The sequence below is a fragment of the Streptomyces sp. NRRL F-6676 genome (assembly GCF_000725625.1).
GTDB lineage: Bacteria > Actinomycetota > Actinomycetes > Streptomycetales > Streptomycetaceae > Streptomyces.
The window spans coordinates 73,893-92,957 of record NZ_KL647085.1 but is presented as its reverse complement, the minus strand read 5'-3'; the positions used below and the strand labels follow the sequence as shown (position 1 = coordinate 92,957).

Genomic DNA, 19,065 nt, shown 5'->3' with positions numbered 1-19,065 from the left:
GCCTGCCCACCGTAAGGAGCACCGCACCCGCGCCTACTCGAGCGCGGTGAGGACCCGACCGTCCTCACGGGCGAGCAGGTTCCGGGTGGCGGGATGCTCCGGGTTCACCAGTACGCGGCCGGCCCGGCCGGCTTCCACCACCCGGCCCGCGTGCAGCACGACGACCTGGTCCGCGCGGGCTGCGGCGGCCGCGAGGTCGTGCGTCACCATGACGACGGTCAGACCGGACGTCAGCCGCAGGGACTCCAGCACGTCGAGAACCCGGCCGGCGGTCTCCGGGTCGAGAGCCGAGGTGATCTCGTCACAGACGAGGACACTTGGTTCGGCGGCCAGCGTCCGGGCGAGCGCGACGCGTTGCCGCTGTCCCCCGGACAGCTCCCCCGGGTGACGACCCAGTACGTCCGTGTCCAGCCCGACCAGCCCCAGCAACCGCATCGCCTCGTCGGACGCGGCCCGCACCGGCAGCCCCCCGACTCCCCTGAGCGGACGGGTGAGCGCGACGCCCACGGACTCGCGCGGGTTGAGGGCACCGCGGGCGTCCTGCGCGACAAGTTGCACCGGAGCCCCGCGCCCCCTGCGCGCGCCCGCGTCCGCGCCCGACCACTCGACAGTCCCCGACGCCTTCGGGTGCAGCCCGGCGAGACAGCGGGCGAGGGTGGTCTTGCCCGAACCCGACGTCCCGACGACCGCGGTGCAGGAGCCCGCCGGGACGGTGAGGGAGACGTCGTGCAGCACGGGGACGCGCCCGTGGACGGCGTGCAGTCGCCGCACGGAGAGAGCGCCGGCGACGGTGGGTTCGGCGGCGGTGACGCGGGCGGCCTCGCGGTGGCCCCCGCCGCCCTGGGCAGCCCGGGAACGCGGAGGCGACGGTGCCACCGGTGTTCCTCGCCCGGTGATCCGCCCCGCTTCGAGGCGGACCACGTCGTCGGCCACCGACCCGAGCCACGCCGGATCGTGGCTGACGAGCAGTGCGGCGCGGTCCCCCTGGCACAGGACCTCGGCCAGCAGGGCGCGCATCCCGTCGGCCAGAACCGGGTCGAGGCCACTGGTGGGTTCGTCGAGGACCAGCAGCCTGGGCCGGCCCGCCAGCGCCAGTGCGAGAGCCACCCGCTGTGCCTGCCCTCCCGACACCTGCCCGGGCAGCCGTCCGAGGAACTCCCGGTCGGCCGGCAGCTTGACGGACAGCAGAAGTTCACCGACCCGCGCACGTACGGCGTCTCTGTCCTTCACCGGCGAGCGCAGCCGTACCGCCTCGGCGATCTGGCCGCCGATGCGCAACGCGGGATTCAGCGCGGAGGCCGGGTCCTGGCCGAGGAAGGACACCACCCGGCCACGCAGCCGGCGGGCGTCCGAGCGGTCGAAGGGATCGAGACCGGCGACCCGGACCGTCCCGGCGCGGACCTCCAGGCCCGGACGCACATGCCCGAGCAGGCCGTGCGCCAGACTGCTCTTGCCCGATCCGGACCGGCCGACGACTCCGAGCACCCGCCCGGCCGGCAGCGAGAGGGAGGCGTCGCGCAGGACGGGCGGTCCTCCCGCCACCGGGCCCAGGGTCAGCCCGCTGATTTCGGCCAGTGTCTCGGCGGCCCGCGGCAGGGGCGTCGCGCGGCCGGTCATCCGGCACCCCGCCCCACCGCGTCCGCCAGCCGCCCGGCCAACAGACCGGCACAGATCGACAGCAGCACCAGCATCAGCGCCGGAGTCAGGAACGGCGCGGCGGCCAGCGTCGCGCCCGGCACGTTCTCACTCACCATGCGCCCCCAGTCGGGAGCGGCCCCGCCCGGTCCGAGGCCGAGGAATCCCGCGGTGGCGGCGAGGTGCAGGGACGCGACCAGACGCAGCGCCGTGTCCGTGAGAGCCGGTCCGGCGATGTTGGGCAGCACGTCGTGGCGGAGGACGGCCCACCGGGTGTCGCCGCGGGCCAGCGCGGCCTCGACGTATCCGCTGGAGAGCACCGTGTCGGCGGCGGCTCGCAGCACGCGCGTGGAGAACGGGACGGTGGCCAGAGCGACCGAGGCCACCAGGGCGGTGTGACTGCCGGGGAAACCGGCGGCGAGGACGAGGACGACCAGCAGGCCGGGGAGCACGGCCAAGGCGTCCACGCAGCGGAGCAGCAGGTCGCCCAGCCGGCGCGAGGCCAGGGCCGACAGGACGCCGGCGGTGATGCCGACCGCTCCGGCGGCAACCGTGCCGGCCAGGGCGGTGAGCACGATCGTGCGGCCGCCGGCGAGCACCCGGCTCGCCACGTCCCGGCCCAGCACGTCGGTGCCGAGCAGGAACCGGCCGTCGGGCTGCTGGAAGGGGGCGGCGAGCTGCGCGGTGGGGCTGTGCGGGGCGACCAGCGGGCCCGCCAGCGCGACCAGGAGGACGAGCAGGGTGCCCGCGCCGGTGATCAGCGGCGGCCTGGGGCGTTGGGGCGTGCCCGGCCCACGGGTACGTGTCCGTCTCGCCCACGGCGTGAGGACCGTCGTCATCGTCGCTGTCCTTCCCGTGCGCCGAGCAGCCGCGCGCAGATGTCCCCCGTCAGCAGCACCAGGAGCATCACCCCGGCGAGTGCGGTGGCGATGCCCTGCACCATGGGTATGTCCCGGGCCGCGACGGCCAGTTGCAGCTCCCGGCCGATGCCCGGATAGTCGAAGACGTTCTCCACCACCACAGCCGACCCCACCAGCGCCCCCGTGGTGAGGGTGAGTGCCTGGACGGCGGGCGCCGCGGCGTTGGGCAGGATGTGCCGGACGGCGAGCCTCACTCCGCGCACTCCGTTGAGTCGTGCGGCCTCGCAGTACGGGGTGGCCGCGGCGTCGGCGACGGAGGCCCTCAGCAACCTGGTGGCCACCGCGAGACCGACCGCGCTGAGTGTCAGCACGGGCAGGATCAGCGCGTGCGGCACGTCGAGCGGTGTGCCGCCCAGCGGGACGACGGAAACCCGCGGCAGGATCTCCAGCCACACGGCCAGTACGGCGACGAGCAGGGCGGCCACGACGAACTCCGGTACGGCCGCCAGGGTCTGGGCGGCCGTCGAGACGATCCGGTCGCCGGCGCCGCCCCGCAGGCCGGTCCACAGGCCCAGCAGTGTGGCGAGCGGCGCGGTGACCGCGAGGGTGAGTCCGGCGAGGAGCAGGCTGTTCGGCAGACGGGTCGCCAGGACCTCGGTGACCGGCCGGTCGCCCACGAAGCCGCGGCCCAGGTCCCCGCGGACCGCGCCCGCCACCCAGTCGGCGTACCGCGCGGCGGCAGGGCGGTCAAGGCCGAGTTCGGCCCGGACGTCGGCGCGCTGCGCCTCGGAGGCGTCCACGCCCGCCACCGCGCTCACGGCGTCCCCGGGGAGGACCGTCGTGGCCGCGAAGATCACGGCCGACAGCAGGACGAGCAGCACGGCCGCCCCCGCGAGGCGGCGGCCGGCGAAGGCGGCCAGGCTCACGCGAGCGACGCCTGGGAGAAGCCGGGGAACTGCTCGAAGAGGTCGTCGCGGATCCCGGTGACGCCCTTGGCCTGGGCGTTCAGGTTCGGTTTGAAGACCGGCAGCACCTGGTTGCCGTCCTCCCAGCGCGTGCGCTGCGCCTGGGTGCCCAGCTTCTTCGCCTCGGCCCGGTCGCTCTCGGCGCGGGCCTTGGCGACGAGCCTGTCGGTGGCGGACTCCTTCCAGCCGAACGCCGACGGGGATCCCCCCGCCGTGCTCATCTGGTAGGTCGACAGGGCGGGGATGGGCATCTGGTACGACCCGGCCAACGACAGCGCCGCGTACGCCGGGAAGTCCGCGTAGAGCTGTCCCGCGGGCAGCTCCCGGACCGACGCCCGCACCCCGATCTTCTTGAGGTCCTCGACGAAGAGGGTGGCCATCTCCACCATGCCCGGCGTCTCCGGGCCGGTCGTCAGCGTCACCTTCATGCCGTCGGCCCCGGTCTCCTTGAGCAGCGCGCGTGCCCGCTCCGGGTCGTGGGCGCGCTGGGGCAGTCCCTCGGCGTAGTCGGGGAAGCCCAGGGAGGGGAGGTCGTTGCCGACCTGGGCGTTGCCGTAGAACACGGTCTTCACCATGGCCTGCCGGTCGACGGCGAGCTTGAACGCCTGCCGCACCCGGGGGTCGTCGAAGGGCTTGGCGCTCATGTTCATCTGGAACGACAGGCCGACGAGGTAGGGGCTCTCGGTGGGGACGAGTTCGACCTTCCCGTTGTCGCCGAGCGTGCGCGCCGTGACGGGGGACAGGTCGTGGGCGAAGTCGATCTCACCGCCGGTGAGCGCACCGGCCCTGGCGGTCGAGTCCGCGATCGACCGCAGCTCCAGGCCGTCCAGGCGCGGCACGTTCCCGTAGTGGTCGTCGTAGCGCTCGAACGCCGATCCCTGGCCGGCGCTGAAATCGGTCAGCCGGAAGGGCCCGCAGCTGGGCATGCCCTTGCGGAAGGTCTTGGTGCCGTCCTTGACGACGAGGAAGTTGCCCTGACAGAGGATCACGCGTCCGTCGGCGATGGGCCTCAGCGTGGGCAGTACGACCTTCAGATCGCCCTCGGCCCGGGCTCGCGCGAGGTCGAAGTTGGCGGCGGCGAGCCGGTACACGGGCAGTTTGCTCCGGGCCGCGAGACCGCTGAGCGAGTGCAGGACGTCGGCGGCGGTCAGCGTGGAACCGTCGGTGAAGCGGACGCCGGGCCGTACGTGGAGGGTGTACGCCGACAGGTCGTCGGAGATGTCGATGCCCTTGAGAACGCCGTAACGCACCCCGTCGGGACCCTTGGGGTCCAGGTTGCCGAGGGTGCCGTGCCAGGCGCGGGCACGCACCAGGTCCAGTGCGGAGGGGCCGTTGAAGAAATCGAGCGACTCGGCGGCACCGCCTCCGACGAAGGCGGCCCGGAGTGTGCCGCCCGAGCGGGACGAGGAACCGTCCCCGGCCTTCGCGTCGGTGCCGGCCTCGTCGGTGGAGCACGCCGCCAGCAGGCCGGGGCCCACCGCCAGGGCCCCTGCTGCCGCCGCACCTCGGCGGAGGAAGGCACGACGGTCGATCTGTCTGGACATGCTTCTCCTTGACGTTCTGCTGAGCTGATGACGATCGCTGAGTGATCCGGGAGCCGTGGGCCGGCTCGACGGCGGTGCGGGTGAGGACGGCGCGGGAGCGGACGTCCGGGAGCCGGGGGCGCGCTCAGCGAGGGTTCCGCGGTTTCGACCGCATCCGGCCCTCGCGGCGCGGGGCCCACAGGTCACCGCAGGGTGAGAGCACCCGACGGGCAGGCCCACACCGCTTCACGCACGGCGTCGGCAACGGACGCGGAAGGCTCGTCGTCCAGGACGAGTACGAGTCCTTCCTCCTCGTCCTGGTCGAACACCGTCGGCGCGGCGAGCACGCACTGCCCCGCACCCACACACCGGTCGCGCTCCACGCCGATCTTCCCGGCTCCGGACGCCTGTCGTGCCAAGGTCATGAGGGCCCCTCCCCTGTCGCCCACGCGGGGCGCCTGTGTGACAGTCCGACATTAGTCGGTAATGACTTCCATATTCAATAACTTCCCACGCCCCACCCTCGCACTGCGCCCGCCGACCCCCGACATCCTTTGACTGGACCGCTCGGTGCTGCTGATGGCAACGGCCGCCGCGGTGGCGGGAGCCGGGCAGGGCGCCTGCGGCCCGCCTACCAGGCCCTGACCGCCGAAGTGGTCGACGCCGACGGCAGGCAGCAGGCCAACGCCGCCATGACGCTGTCGGTCCGGGTCACGACACTGGTGGGCCCCTCCCTGGCCACACTGCTTGCCGTCTTCCTCGACATAGGAGCGCTGCTGGTCGGCATCGGGCTGCTCTGGCTCGTCGCCGCATGCGTCCCGGGGGGCGGCAAGCCCCCGGTGGCCGGAGCGGACCGGTCGGAGTCCTCGGTCAGGGCAGGGACGTCCTTCGTGGCGGAGTTCACGGAGGGCGTGCGCGAGGCGCGCAGGCACCCGTGGTTCCTCGCCGGTCTGGGCGCGCTGACGGCCGTCATAGCCACCGGCTACTCGGCGACCGGTGTGGCACTCCCTCTGGTCAGCAGGGACGAGTACCGCACCGAGGCGGTCTTCGCGGGCGCGATGACCGCGTACATGGCCGGCGCGCTCGCCGGCGCCCTGCTCATCGCCCGCTGGCGTCCCCGCTCCCCCGGCTGGTCCGCGCTCGCCGGGCTCGCCGCCTACGGACTCGCACCGCTGAGCCTCGTCGTTCCGGTGCACCCGGTCGTCGTGATGGCCGCCTACACCGTCGCGGGCGTCGGCATCGAGTTGTTCAACGTGCCCTGGTCCAGCGCCGCCCCACGCGAGGTGGCTCCCGACAGGCTCGCCCGGGTCTCCTCCCTGGACGTCCTCCCCGCCGACGCGGGGGTGTTCCGTGGCCTGGTTCATCGTGGAACCGGCCTCGTAAGTCTTCCCCGCCGACAGGGCCTTGCTCCCTCCGCCGGCTGACACCCGAGTCGAGCCGAACGTCGTTGAGGGCCAGGGTGTGGGGTGCTTCAAGTAACCAGCGTAAGGCGATGACCTCCGCCTCGAAGGTCGTCCGCTGCACGCTGCAGACGCCACCCGGCTTCCCTCCTCCAACTCCCATCACGCTTGAGATCTCGTCTCCGACGAAACCGAGTACACGCACCTACCGCATGGTTGGCCCCGCCGTCGGTTACCCGGAGGTGTGGTCAGATCGGTGTTGTGGGGACTAGACAAAGCGTGGTTGAGGGTCAGCATCAGTCCGTCGAAACACGGGCTTCCCGCCATGGCCGCAAAAGTTCGATGACCAGAGGCCGCCGGCATCGACCTTGGGAGACCACGGCCAGGGGGCGCTCACGGACCATTGAGCAGGGCACAGGGCGATCTGACGAGCCGTCAGCAAAGTCAGCATTGGGTCAGCATCAGTCTGGGCAGAGGTGGTCACAGTCGGCGGAACTTGCACTTCCGGGGCCGGCCCTGGAGCGGCTCGGGGGTGGTTTACTCGTGCGGATTTTGCGGGCCGGGCAGGGGTGTCGCATCCCCGCCCGGCCGTGTTGCACAGTGGGGCTCGTGAACCGCCGTCAGCGTGTCCTACCTCGGGGTTTGAGGGGGACGGGCGGCAGCTCCGGGGCCGCGAGCGGGGTGCCGTCGTAGCCCTTCACTTCCCCGAAGCGGGAGCCGGTCATCCAGTCCAACCGGGCCTGGGTGATATCTTGTTGGGATCTGCCGATGAAGTTCCACCACATCACCAGCTCCTCCTCGAACGGTTCGCCGCCCAGGAGCATCAGGCTGGTGTCGGACTCGGCGCGCAGGGGGAGGTCGTGGCGGCCGCAGCCCAGGTAGAGCATCGAGCCGGGGAGCAGCGGGACGCCGTCGACGTGGGCCTCGCCGGACATGGACAGGACCGCGTACTCGAAGTCCGGCTCCAGCGGCAGGCGTACGTCGGCGCCGTGGGTCAGGGTCAGGTCGGCGCCGACGATCGGGGTGTACGTCGTGCCCGGGGAGTGGGTGCCGTCGACCTCGCCCAGGATCAGGGTGGCCTTCAGGCCCGGCGCGGTGACCTCGGGGAGGTCCGCGTGGTACTCGAAGTGCGGGTCGGTGTGGCGGTGGGAGTCGGGGAGGGCGACCCACAGCTGGGCGCCGTGCAGGAGGCGGGCGTGCGAGCGGGGGCTCTCCTCGGAGTGGCTGATGGCCCTGCCCGAGGTCATCAGGCCCAGCTCGCGGGGGCGGACGGTCTGGAGGCTGCCCGTGGAGTCGCGGTGCAGCACCTCGCCCTCGTGCAGCCAGCTCACCGTCTGGAGACCCATGTGCGGGTGCGGCGGGACCTGCATGCCGGGCTCGTCGGCGATGTCGTCGGGGCCGTAGTGGTCGACGAAGCACCACGCACCGATCATGCGACGGCCCAGGTTGGGCAGCAGCCGGCGCACCTCGGTGGACTCGCCGAGCCGCATGCGGCGGGGGCTGAGGAGTTCGCGTACCGGTTCGGCCACCACGAACCCGCGGCCGCCGCAGAGTGCGGGCGCCGCCTCGCGGTCGAGATTGCTCATGGCGCACAACCTAACGCCCGGCGGGGTCCCGTGCGCACCCGCGGCCGGCTGGAATGTTCGTTCCGGTGCCGGTGTTGTGGGGGCCGTCGAAGGAGGACGGTGTGGAGCAGACGTACTACGACCACGGAACGGCCGCGGAGCGCTGGGAGCGGGCGCGGATGTTCTTCGACGCGCGGGACTACGCCGGTGCGGCGCGGGTCCTCGGCGGGCTCGTCGAGGAGGTGCCCGAGCAGACCGGGCCCCGGCTGCTGCTGGCCCGTGCCTACTACCACTCGGCGCAGCTGCGCCGGGCCGAGGCGGAGCTGCGGGTGCTCGTGGAGCGGGACCCCGTGGAGCGGTACGCCCGGCTGCTGCTCGGCCGCACCCTCGAGCGGCAGGGCCGCCGCGAGGAGGCGGAGCCCCATCTGCGGCTCGCTTCCGCCATGGCCGGTGACTTCGCCTTCGCCGAGCTGTAAGCCGAGCCGCAAGGGGTGAGGGGGGCCGGGGGTACGGGGGTGGTGCGGAGGGGCGCGTGCGGCAATGTGTGCGTGCGCCGGCGTACGTTGTCGGGCCTGTCATGCTGGTCCGATGGCTTCAGACACTGACACCCCCGGCCGCCGGATCGCCGACCTTGTCGAGGAACTCCTTTCCGTCGAGGGGCCGTTGCCGATCGTCGCCGCCGGTGATCCCGTACTGCGGCGGGGCGCGGAACCGTACGACGGACAGCTCGGTCCGGCTCTACTGGATCGTTTCCTCGCCGCCCTGCGCGCGACGATGCACGCGGCGCCCGGCGTCGGGCTCGCGGCGCCGCAGGTCGGGGTACCGCTGCGGATCGCCGTGATCGAGGATCCGGCGCCGGTGCCGGAGGAGGTGCGGGTGGCGCGGGGGCGGGTGCCGCAGCCGTACCGGGTGCTGGTCAACCCGGCGTACGAGGCCGTCGGGGACGAGCGGGCCGCGTTCTTCGAGGGCTGTCTGAGCGTGCCGGGCTGGCAGGCGGTGGTGGCGCGGCACGCCCGCGTACGGCTGCGGGGGCTGGACGCGGGCGGGGTCGTGCTGGACGAGGAGTTCGCCGGGTGGCCGGCCCGCATCGTGCAGCACGAGACGGACCATCTGGACGGGACGCTGTATCTGGACCGGGCGGAGTCGCGGTCCTTGTCGACGAACGAGGCGGTGGCGCGGTGGTGGGCGCAGCCGACGCCTGAGCGGGCGGCGGGCGTGCTCGGGTTCGGTCTCCCCGGCTGACGCGGCCGGGGAGACCGTACGTTCCTGGGCGCGCCCCCGCGCCCTGCGAAGCGGGGGCCGCGCCTCTGAACCCCGGGCGGGGTTCGACCGCGGGTGTGTCGTGGCCGGCCGCGCAGTTCCCCGCGCGCCCCTGACGAACCCCGTCCGTTCAGCCTCGGTATGCCTCCAGCAGGCGGAGCCACACCTCGCTGAGCGTGGGGAAGGACGGCACCGCGTGCCACAGGCGGCTGATCGGGACCTCGCCGGCGATGGCGATCGTCGCTGAGTGGATCAGTTCGCCGACGCCGGGACCGACGAACGTCACTCCGCGCAGGATCTCCGCCTCCAGGTCGACGACCATGCGGGCCCGTCCGCGGTAGCCGTCGGCGTACAGTCCCGCCCCGGCGACGGAGGCGAAGTCGACGTCGACCGCGCGGACCCGGTGGCCCGCCTGTTCCGCCTCCGCGAGCGAGAGGCCGACGGCCGCCGCCTCCGGGTCGGTGAAGACGACCTGCGGCACGGCCACGTGGTCGGCGGTGGCCGCGTGGGCGCCCCACGCCGCCGACTCCTCCTCCGCGTCCCCCGCCGCCCGCGCCGCGATCGCCGCCCCGGCGATCCGCGCCTGGTACTTGCCCTGGTGGGTGAGGAGCGCCCGGTGGTTGACGTCACCCACCGCGTACAGCCACTCGCTGCCCTCGACCCGCATGCTGTCGTCGACGCTCAGCCAGGAGCCGGGCTCGAGACCGACCGTCTCCAGGCCGATCGCGTCCGTCTTCGGCGCGCGCCCGGTGGCGAAGAGGATCTCGTCCGCCTCGATCCGCTCACCGGTGTCGGTGACGGCCACGACCGTGCCCTTGCCCCGGTTCGCCGGCGTGCCCGGCGCGCCGGCGGCCGCTTCCGGCGCCTGCTCGCGGGTCACCGACGTGACCGACACCCCGGTCCGCAGGTCGACGCCCGCCTCCGTCAGCCCCTCGGCGATGAGCTCCCCGGCGAACGGCTCCATCCTCGGCAGCAGCCCCTTGCCGCGCACCAGCATGGTGACCCGCGCGCCCAGGCTCTGCCAGGCCGTGGCCATCTCGACGGCGACGACACCGCCGCCGACCACGATCAGCCGGCCCGGCGCCCGCCCGCTGGTCGCCTCCCTGCTGGTCCAGGGCCGTACGTCCGCGAGTCCGGGCAGGTCCGGGAGCGCGGCGCGGGTGCCGGTGCACACGGCGACCGCGTGCCGGGCCGTGAGCACCGTGCGGGCGCCGTCGCGCCCCTCCACCTCGACCGTACGGGGCGCGGTGAGGCGCCCGAACCCCCGGTGGAGGTCGACACCGACGCCGTTCAGCCAGCCGACCTGGCCGTCGTCCTTCCAGTCGGACGCCATGTAGTCGCGGTGTCGCAGGACGGCGTCCGTGTCGAGGGGGCCCTGTACGGCCTGGGTGAGCCCGGGCACGCGGCGCGCGTCGGCGCGGGCGATCACCGGGCGGAGGAGGGCCTTGCTGGGGATGCACGCCCAGTACGAGCACTCGCCGCCGACCAGCTCGTTCTCCACGACCGCGGTGGACAGGCCGGCCGCGCGGGTGCGGTCGGCGACGTTCTCCCCCACGGGCCCGGCCCCGAGCACCACGACGTCGTACGCGATGGTTTCCGTTTCCGTCATGGGCACAGTCTGGTGGGTGGTGTGCGCGGAGGCCACACGGGTACGCGCGCGGGGATGCCCGGGGAACAGCCGCCGGGCGCGCAGGGGAATAGCCGGCACGCCCGCGCCGTTGGCGTCGACGGCTCACCCGACACCAGGAAGAGGGATACCCGCCATGAGCAACAGCACCGTGGAGCTGACCAAGGACAACTTCGACCAGACGGTCACGGACAACGACTTCGTCCTGATCGACTTCTGGGCGTCCTGGTGCGGGCCGTGCCGGCAGTTCGCCCCGGTGTACGAGAAGGCGGCGGAGGAAAACCCCGATCTGGTGTTCGGGAAGGTGGACACGGAGGCGCAGCCGGAGCTTGCGCAGGCGTTCGGGATTCAGTCGATTCCCACGCTGATGATCGTGCGGGACCGGGTCGCGGTCTTCGCGCAGCCGGGGGCGCTGCCGGAGGCAGCGTTGACGGATGTCATTGGGCAGGCGCGGAAGCTGGACATGGACGAGGTGCGGAAGGCTGTGGCCGAGCAGCAGGCGCAGGGGGGTGCGGGCGAGTAGTTCTTCGCCCCCGCCGCCCCTGCCCGTCCCATCCGGAACCTGGGGGCTCCGCCCCCAGGGCCTCCCGGGGGGAGGAGCGCGGGAGAGCTCGGGTGGGTGGGGTTCGTGGGCGGGTGCGGGTGCGTCGTGGCTGGTCGCGCAGTTCCCCGCGCCCCTTGCGGGGGGCGCGAGTGCGCGCCCCCTACGGTGCCCTAGCTCGATTCCCTCGGTATCACGTGTGCGCCCAGCACCTGTCTCACCTCTGGTGGGGCGGTGGTGTTCTGGACTGCCTGGTCGACCAGTTGGGCCAGGGTGCGGCCGGAGGGGAGGGCCAGGTGGACGGTGGTGAGGCGGGGGCGGAGGAGGCGGCCGAGCATGAGGTCGTCGGCGCCGACGACCGCCGTGTCGTCCGGGACGACGACACCGTTGTCCTGGAGCGCCCGCATCAGCAGCATCGCGTACTCGTCGTTGTACGCGAACACCGAGTCGAGGTTCAACTCCCGCCAGCGTGAGGTGAGTTCGGCGGCGGAGTCCTCGTCGTACGCCAGCGGCAGCACCGTGACGGTGGCGTCGCTCTTGCCCTCCACCGCCTGCCGTACGCCGGCGAGCCGGGGGCCGGAGAACGGCTCCAGGCCGGGCTCCTTCGGCATCACCACGCCGATGCGGCGTCGGCCGCGGCCGTACAGGTGGAGGCCGGCGCTGCGGCCGACCTCCGCGTGGTTCATGAGGAGCGCGTGCGCCCCCTCGATGCGCTCGGCGCCCATCGTCACCACCGCGCGGGCGCCGGAGCGTTTCAGTACGGCGACGCCCTCGGGGCCGAGCCCGCCGCCGGGCAGCAGTACCGCCACCGGACGCAGTTCGGCCCAGGCGCGCGCGGCCTCGTCGCCCCGCAGGCCGACCTGGCCGTACTGGACCACGGTGTAGTCCAGGCGGCCGAGCGCCCATTGCAGTTCGTTGATGAACTGGCTGTACAGCGGGCCGGCCGGGACCTCGGGGGCGGGCATGAGCACCATGCGGCTGTGGCCGGCGCGCAGGCTGCGGGCGGCGGCGTGCGGGACGTACCCCAGTTCCTCGGCGGCCTCGCGGACGCGCCGGCGGGTGGGTTCGCTGATCCGTACGGCACTGGTGTTGTTCAGGACGTAGGAGACGGTGGCCCGGGACACTCCCGCCAGGCGCGCCACATCCGCGCTCGTCGGCACGGAACGCGGGGCGGGCGGCGGGACGGTGGACCGGTCGGGTATGTGCACCATGACGTACGTCATTTTTCCAGAAGGCCGCGAACAAACGGGGAGCGGGTGAACTTCCCGCGCACGCACGGGCGTTCGCGCTGGTGGACGCGCGTTCGAACGAGGGCGCACGGTGTGTCGGCCGCCGGGGAGGTTACCGTGTGCCCGTGACTGCCTTCGCCGATCAGGACGTTCCCGTACCCGGCCGTTACGGCCCCTCCGCCACCACCGAGGCCGATCCGCGCCGGGTGGGCCCGGTACGGACCGAGTACTCCCCCGCGCACGACGGCGACCCGGACCCCGGGGAGATCGTGTGGACGTGGGTGCCCTTCGAGGAGAACGACGGGCGCGGGAAGGACCGCCCCGTCCTCGTCGTCGCGCGTGAGCCGGGCGGGACGCTGCTCGCGGTGCAGCTCTCCAGCAAGCGGCACGACGGGGACCGGGAATGGGTGGCGATCGGGAGCGGGCCGTGGGACCGCTCGGGGCGGGACTCGTGGGTCGACGTGGACCGGGTGCTGCGGCTGCACGAGGACGGCATGCGGCGCGAGGCGTGCGCGCTGGACCGGATGCGGTTCAACTCCGTGGTGCACCGGCTGCGGGAGCGCTACGGCTGGCGCTGAGCGCCCCCTTCACCGGTTCCCGGCCCCGGCCCCGGCGGCGACGTCGGCGAACGTACGCTCGAACGCCCCGCGTACCGTCGCCCCCTTCGTACGGTCCAGTACCGCGTACACGACCCGGTCGAAGCGGCCCGCGAACCGGTCACCGTCCACCAGGAGGCCCCGGAACGCGGCGGCCACCTGGGACGGGTCGTTGCGGAACACCCCGCAGCCCCACGCGCCGAGGACCAGCCGCCGGTGGCCGTGCAGGGCGGCGACCTCCAGGACCCGTTCGGCCCGTACCGCGAGGGCGCGCGGCAGCTCGGCGGCGCGCTCCGGCGCACGGCTCAGCAGTACGCCCGCGTTGGGCGCCGCGGCGGTGAGGAACGCGACCCGGTAGGGCTCGTCGAGCAGCCGGCCGTCGTCGTCGCGGAAGACGGGGACCCCGGGGGCGTGGACGACCCGGTCGGTGTAGAGCGGGTCGCGGTGCTCCCGGTGGTGGTCGTAGAACGCGCGGACCTCCCGTACGCAGGCGTACAGCGCCGAGGAGCGGCACAGCGCCTCCTCCTGGGCCTGGGCCCCGTTGAGGAAGCCGCCGCCCGGGTTGCGGGCGCTCGCGAAGTTCAGTACGGCGACCGAGCCGTCGGCGGCCCGCACCAGCCGCCGCGCGGCCTCCAGGCTGCTCTCCCCGGTGACCTCCACGGCCATGGGCGCCCGCCCGGCCTCCGCGCCCCTTTCCGGGAGCCGTACCGGCTGCGGCCCGTACATCCGCGTCCCCGCCCGCGCGGCCCCGACCGCCGCGGCCAGCGGTACCTCGTGGCCGCCGGGGGCCCGGTAGGCGCCCCGGTCCACGATCTCCTGGGTCTCCCGCGCGAGGCCGCGCAGCCGCGCGCTCACGGCGTCACCCCCGTGCACGCCGTGAGCGCGCCGTGCGCGCCCCCTGTTCGTACGTCCCCTCGCCGTACGCCCCCTCCGGCGCACCTCCCCGTCGTGCTCATGCGCACATCGTGGGTGATGCTGGTCCCGAGCGGCAACGGAGTTTCTCCGTGCGCCGGTCCCTTGTGCACCGATTCGCCCCCTTGTGCGAACGGCGCCGAGAGGTTTGGGTGGGAGGAGCGTTGTCGGCCCGGCCCATCCGGTACCGGACCGGCGGCATGGTGGAATCTCAGGAGGATCCCGACATGTCCGATGCGGTGAGCGACTGTAGTGACGGTGCGGAGGACCGCACCGCGCTCACCGAGGCGGACGTGGAGGCGCTGGTCCGAGGCATCTGCTTCAAGACCGGCCCGCCCCGTCGTCTCGGTGTCGAACTGGAATGGCTCGTCCACGAGCCGCTGCGACCGCGGCTTCCCGTACCACCCGAACGTCTCGACGCGGCCTATGCCGCGCTGCGGACCGTGCCCCTGCGTTCGGCGCTCACCGTCGAACCCGGCGGCCAGCTGGAGCTGAGTTCCGCTCCCGCCGCCTCCCTGATGGAGTGCGTACGGTCCGTCTCCGCCGATCTCGACACGGTCCGCGCCGTCCTGCGCGCGGACGGCCTCGGTCTGTACGGCTGCGGTCACGACCCATGGAATTCCCCCGTCCGCTACCTCCGGCAGCCGCGCTACGACGCCATGGAGGCCTGTCTGGACCGCACCGGTCCGGAGGGCCGGGCCATGATGTGCTCCTCCGCCTCCGTCCAGGTGTGTCTGGACGCCGGGTACGAGGAGCCGGGCCCGCTCGGCCACGGCAGACGCTGGTGGCTGGCGCACACCCTGGGCGCGGTGCTGGTCGCCGCGTTCGCGCACTCCCCCGTGGCCCGCGGCCGTCCCACGGGCTGGCGTTCGACCCGGCAGTACCTGTGGACATCGATGGACCCGGGGCGCAGCGGCGCCCCGCTCTCCGGCCGCGATCCCCGGGGCGCCTGGGCCGCACGGGTGCTGGACGCGCCCGTGATGTGCGTGCGGCGGGACGACGGTCCCTGGCACGTGCCCGAGGGGCTGACCTTCCGGGAGTGGACCCGGTCGGCCGACGGCCCGACCCGGGCCGATCTGGAGTACCACCTCACCACGCTGTTCCCGCCGGTGCGGCCGCGCGGTCATCTGGAGCTGCGGATGATCGACGCCCAGCCCGGCGAGGACGGCTGGATCGTGCCGCTGGCGGTGACGACCGCCCTGTTCGACGACCCGGAGGCCGCCGAGACCGCGTACCGCACGGTCAAGCCCCTCGCGGAGCGGGCGGACGGGCGCACGGCCCCGCGCAATCCGCTGTGGACGACGGCCGCCCGTGAGGGCCTCGCCGATCCGGAGCTGCGCGAGGCCGCCGCCGTCTGCTTCGCCGCCGCCGCCGAGGCGCTGCCCCGGCTCGGCGCCGACGACGCCGTACGGGCGGCCGTCGCCGACTTCACCGACCGTTACGTGGCCCGGGGCCGCTGCCCCGCCGACGATCTGCTCGCGCACCACCACGGGAAGGAACCGTGCACATGACCGAGTCCACCTCCCCGGCACCCCCCGCGGACACCGACCCCGAGGCGCTGCGGAACCGCGCGCTGGACGCGCTGACCACCGCGCGCGAGCGCACCGCGCTGCTCACCGAGTGCGTCGAGGAACCCGATCTGCTCGCCCAGCACTCGCCGCTGATGTCCCCGCTGGTGTGGGACCTGGCGCACATCGGCAACCAGGAGGAGCTCTGGCTGCTGCGCGCGGTGGCCGGGCGCGAGGCGATGCGGCCGGAGATCGACGGGCTGTACGACGCGTTCGAGCACCCGCGCGCCGAACGGCCCTCGCTGCCGCTGCTGCCGCCCGAGGAGGCCCGCCGCTACGCCGCCGAGGTACGCGGCCGGGCGCTGGACGTGCTGGAGTCCACCGCCTTCCGGGGCGGCCGGGCGCTGACCGAGGCGGGCTTCGCCTTCGGCATGATCGCCCAGCACGAGCAGCAGCACGACGAGACCATGCTCATCACCCATCAGCTGCGCCGGGGCCCGCAGGCGCTCACCGCCCCGGATCCGGCGCCCGTGCCGCCGTACGACGGTCCGGCCGAGGTCCTGGTCCCCGGCGGCCCGTTCACCATGGGTACGTCCACCGAGCCCTGGTCGCTGGACAACGAACGGCCCGCGCACCGGCGCGAGGTGGCCGCCTTCCACATCGACACCGTGCCCGTCACCAACGCCGCCTACCAGCGGTTCATGGCGGCCGGCGGTTACGACGACGAGCGCTGGTGGCACCCGGCGGGCTGGGCGCACCTGCGCGCCCACTCCATCGGGGCGCCGCAGTTCTGGCGCCGCGAGGGCGGGCAGTGGCTGCGGCGGCGGTTCGGCGTCACCGAGGTCGTCCCGCCCGACGAGCCGGTGCTGCACGTGAGCTGGTACGAGGCGGACGCCTACGCCCGCTGGGCCGGGCGGCGGCTGCCGACCGAGGCCGAGTGGGAGAAGGCCGCCCGCTTCGACCCGGCCACCGGCCGCTCCCGGCGCTACCCGTGGGGCGACGCCGACCCCGGTCCGGCGCACGCCAACCTCGGCCAGCGCCATCTGCGCCCGGCCCCGGCCGGCAGCTACCCGGAGGGCGAATCACCTCTGGGTGTAAGGCAGTTGATCGGCGATGTCTGGGAGTGGACGTCGAGCGACTTCGCCCCGTACCCGGGCTTCCGCGCGTTCCCGTACAAGGAGTACTCGGAGGTGTTCTTCGGCCCCGAGTACAAGGTGCTGCGCGGCGGTTCGTTCGCCGTGGACCAGGTGGCCTGCCGGGGCACCTTCCGCAACTGGGACTATCCGATCCGCCGGCAGATCTTCTCCGGCTTCCGCACCGCGCGGGACGCCGGGCCGGAGGCCCGCTGATGTGCCGGCACGTGGCGTACCTCGGTCCGCCGGAGCCGCTGGGCGCGCTGCTCGTGGCGCCGCCGCACGCGCTGTACCGGCAGTCGTGGGCGCCCCGCCGGCAGCGGTACGGGACGGTCAACGCCGACGGCTTCGGCGTCGGCTGGTACGCCGACGGCGACCCGGTGCCCGCCCGGTACCGGCAGGCCGGGCCGATCTGGGCCGATCTGTCGTTCGCGGACCTGGCGCGTGTGGTGCGCGCGGGCGCGGTGCTCGCCGCGGTCCGGGACGCCACGCTGTCGGGTGCGGACGCGGAGGCCGCGGCGGCGCCGTTCGCCGGTGACCGCTGGCTGTTCAGCCACAACGGCGCCGTCACCGGCTGGCCCGGCTCCCTCGCGGCGCTCGCGCGCACGCTGCCGGCCGAGGAGGTGCTGGCCCTGGCGGCGCGCAACGACTCCGCGCTGGTCTGGGCGCTCGCGCTGAACCGGCTGCGCGGCGGCGACGAGCCCGGCCAGGCGCTGGCCGACACGGTCCTCGACGTCGCCGCGGCCGCCCCCGGCTCCCGGCTCAACCTGCTGCTCACCGACGGCGACACGATCGCCGCCACCGCCTGGGGCGACACGCTCTGGTACCTGACCGAACCCGGCCGGCGCACGGTCGTCGCCTCCGAGCCCTACGACGACGACCCGCGCTGGCGCGAGGTCCCCGACCGCACCCTGCTCGCCGCGAGCCGCACCGAGGTCCTGCTCACGCCCCTCAAGGAGCCCGAGCCCGACCGTCCGGTGCCGCCCGCACCCACCGCACCGCCGAAGGAGCCCCGCACGTGAGCCCGTTCCTTCTCACCCGCACCCTCCCCGAGGGCGCCACCGACACCGCGCTCCGCACCGACGTGCGGCGCGGCCTCACCAGTACCCCCAAGTGGCTGCCGCCGAAGTGGTTCTACGACGCCCACGGCAGCGAACTGTTCGAGAAGATCACCGAACTGCCCGAGTACTACCCCACGCGCGCCGAGCGGGAGATCCTCATGGCCCGCTCGGGCGAGATCGCCGCGGCGTCCGGGGCGCGCACCCTCGTCGAACTGGGCTCCGGCTCCTCGGAGAAGACCCGACACCTGCTGGACGCCCTGACCGAGCTGCGCACCTACGTGCCCGTCGACGTCAGCGACAGCGCCCTGCGCCGGGCGGGCCGGGCGCTGACCGAGGAGTACCCGGGGCTCGACGTGCACGCGCTGCTCGCCGACTTCACCACCTCCCTCGCCCTGCCGGACACCCCGGGGCCCCGGCTCGTGGCGTTCCTCGGCGGCACCATCGGCAATCTGGTGCCCGAGGAGCGGGCCGCGTTCCTCGCCTCCGTACGGGCGCTGCTGTCCCCCGGGGACGCGCTGCTGCTCGGCACGGACCTCGTCAAGGACGCATCGGTGCTCGTCGCGGCGTACGACGACGCGGCGGGGGTGACGGCCGCGTTCAACAAGAACGTGCTGAACGTCGTCGACCGCGAACTGGGCGGCGACTTCGATCCCGACGCGTTCGACCACGTCGCCCTCTGGGACGCCGGGCGCGAGTGGATCGAGATGCGGCTGCGGTCGCGCACCGCCCAGACCGTGAAGATCCGCGCGCTCGGACTGGCCGTCGACTTCGCCGCGGGCGAGGAACTCCGTACGGAGGTCTCGGCGAAGTTCCGCGAGGACGGGGTACGCGGGGAGTTGGCCGCGGCCGGGCTGGAGCTCGGCCACTGGTGGACGGACCGCGGCGGGAGGTTCGCGCTCTCGCTCAGCACGGTCCGCTGACCGGTGGGGCGGCGCCGCCTCGCGGGGCGGCGCCGTCTGCGGCACGGTGGAGTGACGTGTGCGTGTGTGCGTCACCGTGGAGAGGAGCGATTCGTATGTCCGACAACGTGTACCGGGTGACCGAGATCGTCGGCAGTTCGACGGAGGGGATCGACGACGCGATCCGCAAGGGGGTCTCGCGGGCGTCCCAGACACTGCGCAACCTGGACTGGTTCGAGGTGACGCAGGTGCGGGGCCACATCGAGAACGGGGAGATCGAGCACTACCAGGTGGGCCTGAAGGTGGGGTTCAGGCTCGACGAGGAGTAGGGGGCTCCGGGGGGAGGGGGTG

18 protein-coding genes and 1 pseudogene are annotated in these 19,065 nt (G+C 73.6%); 10 read left to right on the top strand and 9 right to left on the bottom strand.

The features are described 5' to 3' along the window. Positions 1–33: 33 nt before the first annotated feature. From IO29_RS34610 to IO29_RS34590, 5 genes are all read right to left on the bottom strand, one after another. On the bottom strand, positions 34–1,617 hold the full coding sequence (locus IO29_RS34610; protein ID WP_030378520.1) for an ABC transporter ATP-binding protein: 1,584 nt from the start codon (positions 1,615–1,617) through the stop codon (positions 34–36). Then, positions 1,614–2,474, bottom strand: a complete 861-nt coding sequence (locus tag IO29_RS34605) for an ABC transporter permease (protein WP_030378519.1) — start codon at positions 2,472–2,474, stop codon at positions 1,614–1,616. Before IO29_RS34605 ends, IO29_RS34610 begins: the two co-directional genes overlap by 4 nt. Then, positions 2,471–3,421: an ABC transporter permease gene (locus tag IO29_RS34600; RefSeq protein WP_030378518.1), complete on the bottom strand. Its 951-nt coding sequence runs from the start codon at positions 3,419–3,421 to the stop codon at positions 2,471–2,473. Before IO29_RS34600 ends, IO29_RS34605 begins: the two co-directional genes overlap by 4 nt. After that, on the bottom strand, positions 3,418–5,004 hold the full coding sequence (locus IO29_RS34595; protein ID WP_030378517.1) for an ABC transporter substrate-binding protein: 1,587 nt from the start codon (positions 5,002–5,004) through the stop codon (positions 3,418–3,420). Before IO29_RS34595 ends, IO29_RS34600 begins: the two co-directional genes overlap by 4 nt. A gap of 182 nt (positions 5,005–5,186) precedes the next feature. Further along, entirely contained in the window at positions 5,187–5,408 is a 222-nt protein-coding gene (locus IO29_RS34590; protein WP_030378516.1) for a ferredoxin, read from the bottom strand. 133 nt (positions 5,409–5,541) lie between these two features. On the opposite strand from IO29_RS34590, the pseudogene IO29_RS34585 reads away from it, so the two are divergent. Next, positions 5,542–6,311, top strand: a pseudogene (locus IO29_RS34585) (MFS transporter); the annotation flags it as partial. Between the two features lie 692 nt (positions 6,312–7,003). On the opposite strand, the gene IO29_RS34580 reads toward IO29_RS34585, so the two are convergent. Next, positions 7,004–7,969 (bottom strand): pirin family protein, encoded by a 966-nt coding sequence (locus IO29_RS34580; protein ID WP_030378515.1) that lies wholly within the window; start codon positions 7,967–7,969, stop codon positions 7,004–7,006. Positions 7,970–8,070: 101 nt separating this feature from the next. On the opposite strand from IO29_RS34580, the gene IO29_RS34575 reads away from it, so the two are divergent. Beyond that, positions 8,071–8,424 carry a tetratricopeptide repeat protein gene (locus IO29_RS34575; RefSeq protein WP_030378514.1) on the top strand — a complete coding sequence of 118 codons (354 nt, stop codon included), beginning with the start codon at positions 8,071–8,073 and terminating at the stop codon, positions 8,422–8,424. 112 nt (positions 8,425–8,536) lie between these two features. After that, positions 8,537–9,190 carry a peptide deformylase gene (locus tag IO29_RS34570; protein ID WP_030378513.1) on the top strand — a complete coding sequence of 218 codons (654 nt, stop codon included), beginning with the start codon at positions 8,537–8,539 and terminating at the stop codon, positions 9,188–9,190. A 148-nt stretch (positions 9,191–9,338) separates the two neighbouring features. Here IO29_RS34570 and IO29_RS34565 read toward each other — a convergent pair whose 3' ends face one another. Further along, positions 9,339–10,817 (bottom strand): dihydrolipoyl dehydrogenase family protein, encoded by a 1,479-nt coding sequence (locus tag IO29_RS34565; protein ID WP_030378512.1) that lies wholly within the window; start codon positions 10,815–10,817, stop codon positions 9,339–9,341. Between the two features lie 154 nt (positions 10,818–10,971). On the opposite strand from IO29_RS34565, the gene trxA reads away from it, so the two are divergent. Next, positions 10,972–11,358: a thioredoxin gene (trxA, locus tag IO29_RS34560; RefSeq protein WP_030378511.1), complete on the top strand. Its 387-nt coding sequence runs from the start codon at positions 10,972–10,974 to the stop codon at positions 11,356–11,358. Between the two features lie 191 nt (positions 11,359–11,549). Here trxA and IO29_RS34555 read toward each other — a convergent pair whose 3' ends face one another. After that, positions 11,550–12,599 carry a LacI family DNA-binding transcriptional regulator gene (locus IO29_RS34555; protein ID WP_030378510.1) on the bottom strand — a complete coding sequence of 350 codons (1,050 nt, stop codon included), beginning with the start codon at positions 12,597–12,599 and terminating at the stop codon, positions 11,550–11,552. 131 nt (positions 12,600–12,730) lie between these two features. Between IO29_RS34555 and IO29_RS34550 the strand changes: the two genes are divergently transcribed. Beyond that, positions 12,731–13,183 carry a type II toxin-antitoxin system PemK/MazF family toxin gene (locus IO29_RS34550; protein ID WP_030378509.1) on the top strand — a complete coding sequence of 151 codons (453 nt, stop codon included), beginning with the start codon at positions 12,731–12,733 and terminating at the stop codon, positions 13,181–13,183. A 9-nt stretch (positions 13,184–13,192) separates the two neighbouring features. Here IO29_RS34550 and IO29_RS34545 read toward each other — a convergent pair whose 3' ends face one another. Continuing rightward, entirely contained in the window at positions 13,193–14,056 is an 864-nt protein-coding gene (locus IO29_RS34545) for a TIGR02452 family protein (RefSeq protein ID WP_033225024.1), read from the bottom strand. 284 nt (positions 14,057–14,340) lie between these two features. Here IO29_RS34545 and egtA point away from each other — a divergent pair, with 284 nt between their 5' ends. The 5 genes from egtA (at position 14,341) to IO29_RS34520 (ending at position 19,043) form a co-directional block, all read left to right on the top strand. Beyond that, the gene (gene egtA / locus IO29_RS34540; RefSeq protein ID WP_030378507.1) at positions 14,341–15,624 is read left to right on the top strand and encodes an ergothioneine biosynthesis glutamate--cysteine ligase EgtA; all 1,284 of its coding nucleotides are present in this window, start codon (positions 14,341–14,343) and stop codon (positions 15,622–15,624) included. Beyond that, positions 15,621–16,970 (top strand): ergothioneine biosynthesis protein EgtB, encoded by a 1,350-nt coding sequence (egtB, locus tag IO29_RS34535; RefSeq protein WP_030378506.1) that lies wholly within the window; start codon positions 15,621–15,623, stop codon positions 16,968–16,970. Before egtA ends, egtB begins: the two co-directional genes overlap by 4 nt. Further along, on the top strand, positions 16,970–17,776 hold the full coding sequence (gene egtC, locus IO29_RS34530) for an ergothioneine biosynthesis protein EgtC (RefSeq protein WP_030378505.1): 807 nt from the start codon (positions 16,970–16,972) through the stop codon (positions 17,774–17,776). The genes egtB and egtC overlap by 1 nt, the downstream gene beginning before the upstream one ends. Further along, positions 17,773–18,735 carry an L-histidine N(alpha)-methyltransferase gene (gene egtD, locus IO29_RS34525; RefSeq protein WP_030378504.1) on the top strand — a complete coding sequence of 321 codons (963 nt, stop codon included), beginning with the start codon at positions 17,773–17,775 and terminating at the stop codon, positions 18,733–18,735. Before egtC ends, egtD begins: the two co-directional genes overlap by 4 nt. Positions 18,736–18,830: 95 nt before the next feature. Beyond that, positions 18,831–19,043: a dodecin gene (locus IO29_RS34520; protein ID WP_030378503.1), complete on the top strand. Its 213-nt coding sequence runs from the start codon at positions 18,831–18,833 to the stop codon at positions 19,041–19,043. Positions 19,044–19,065: the final 22 nt, after the last annotated feature.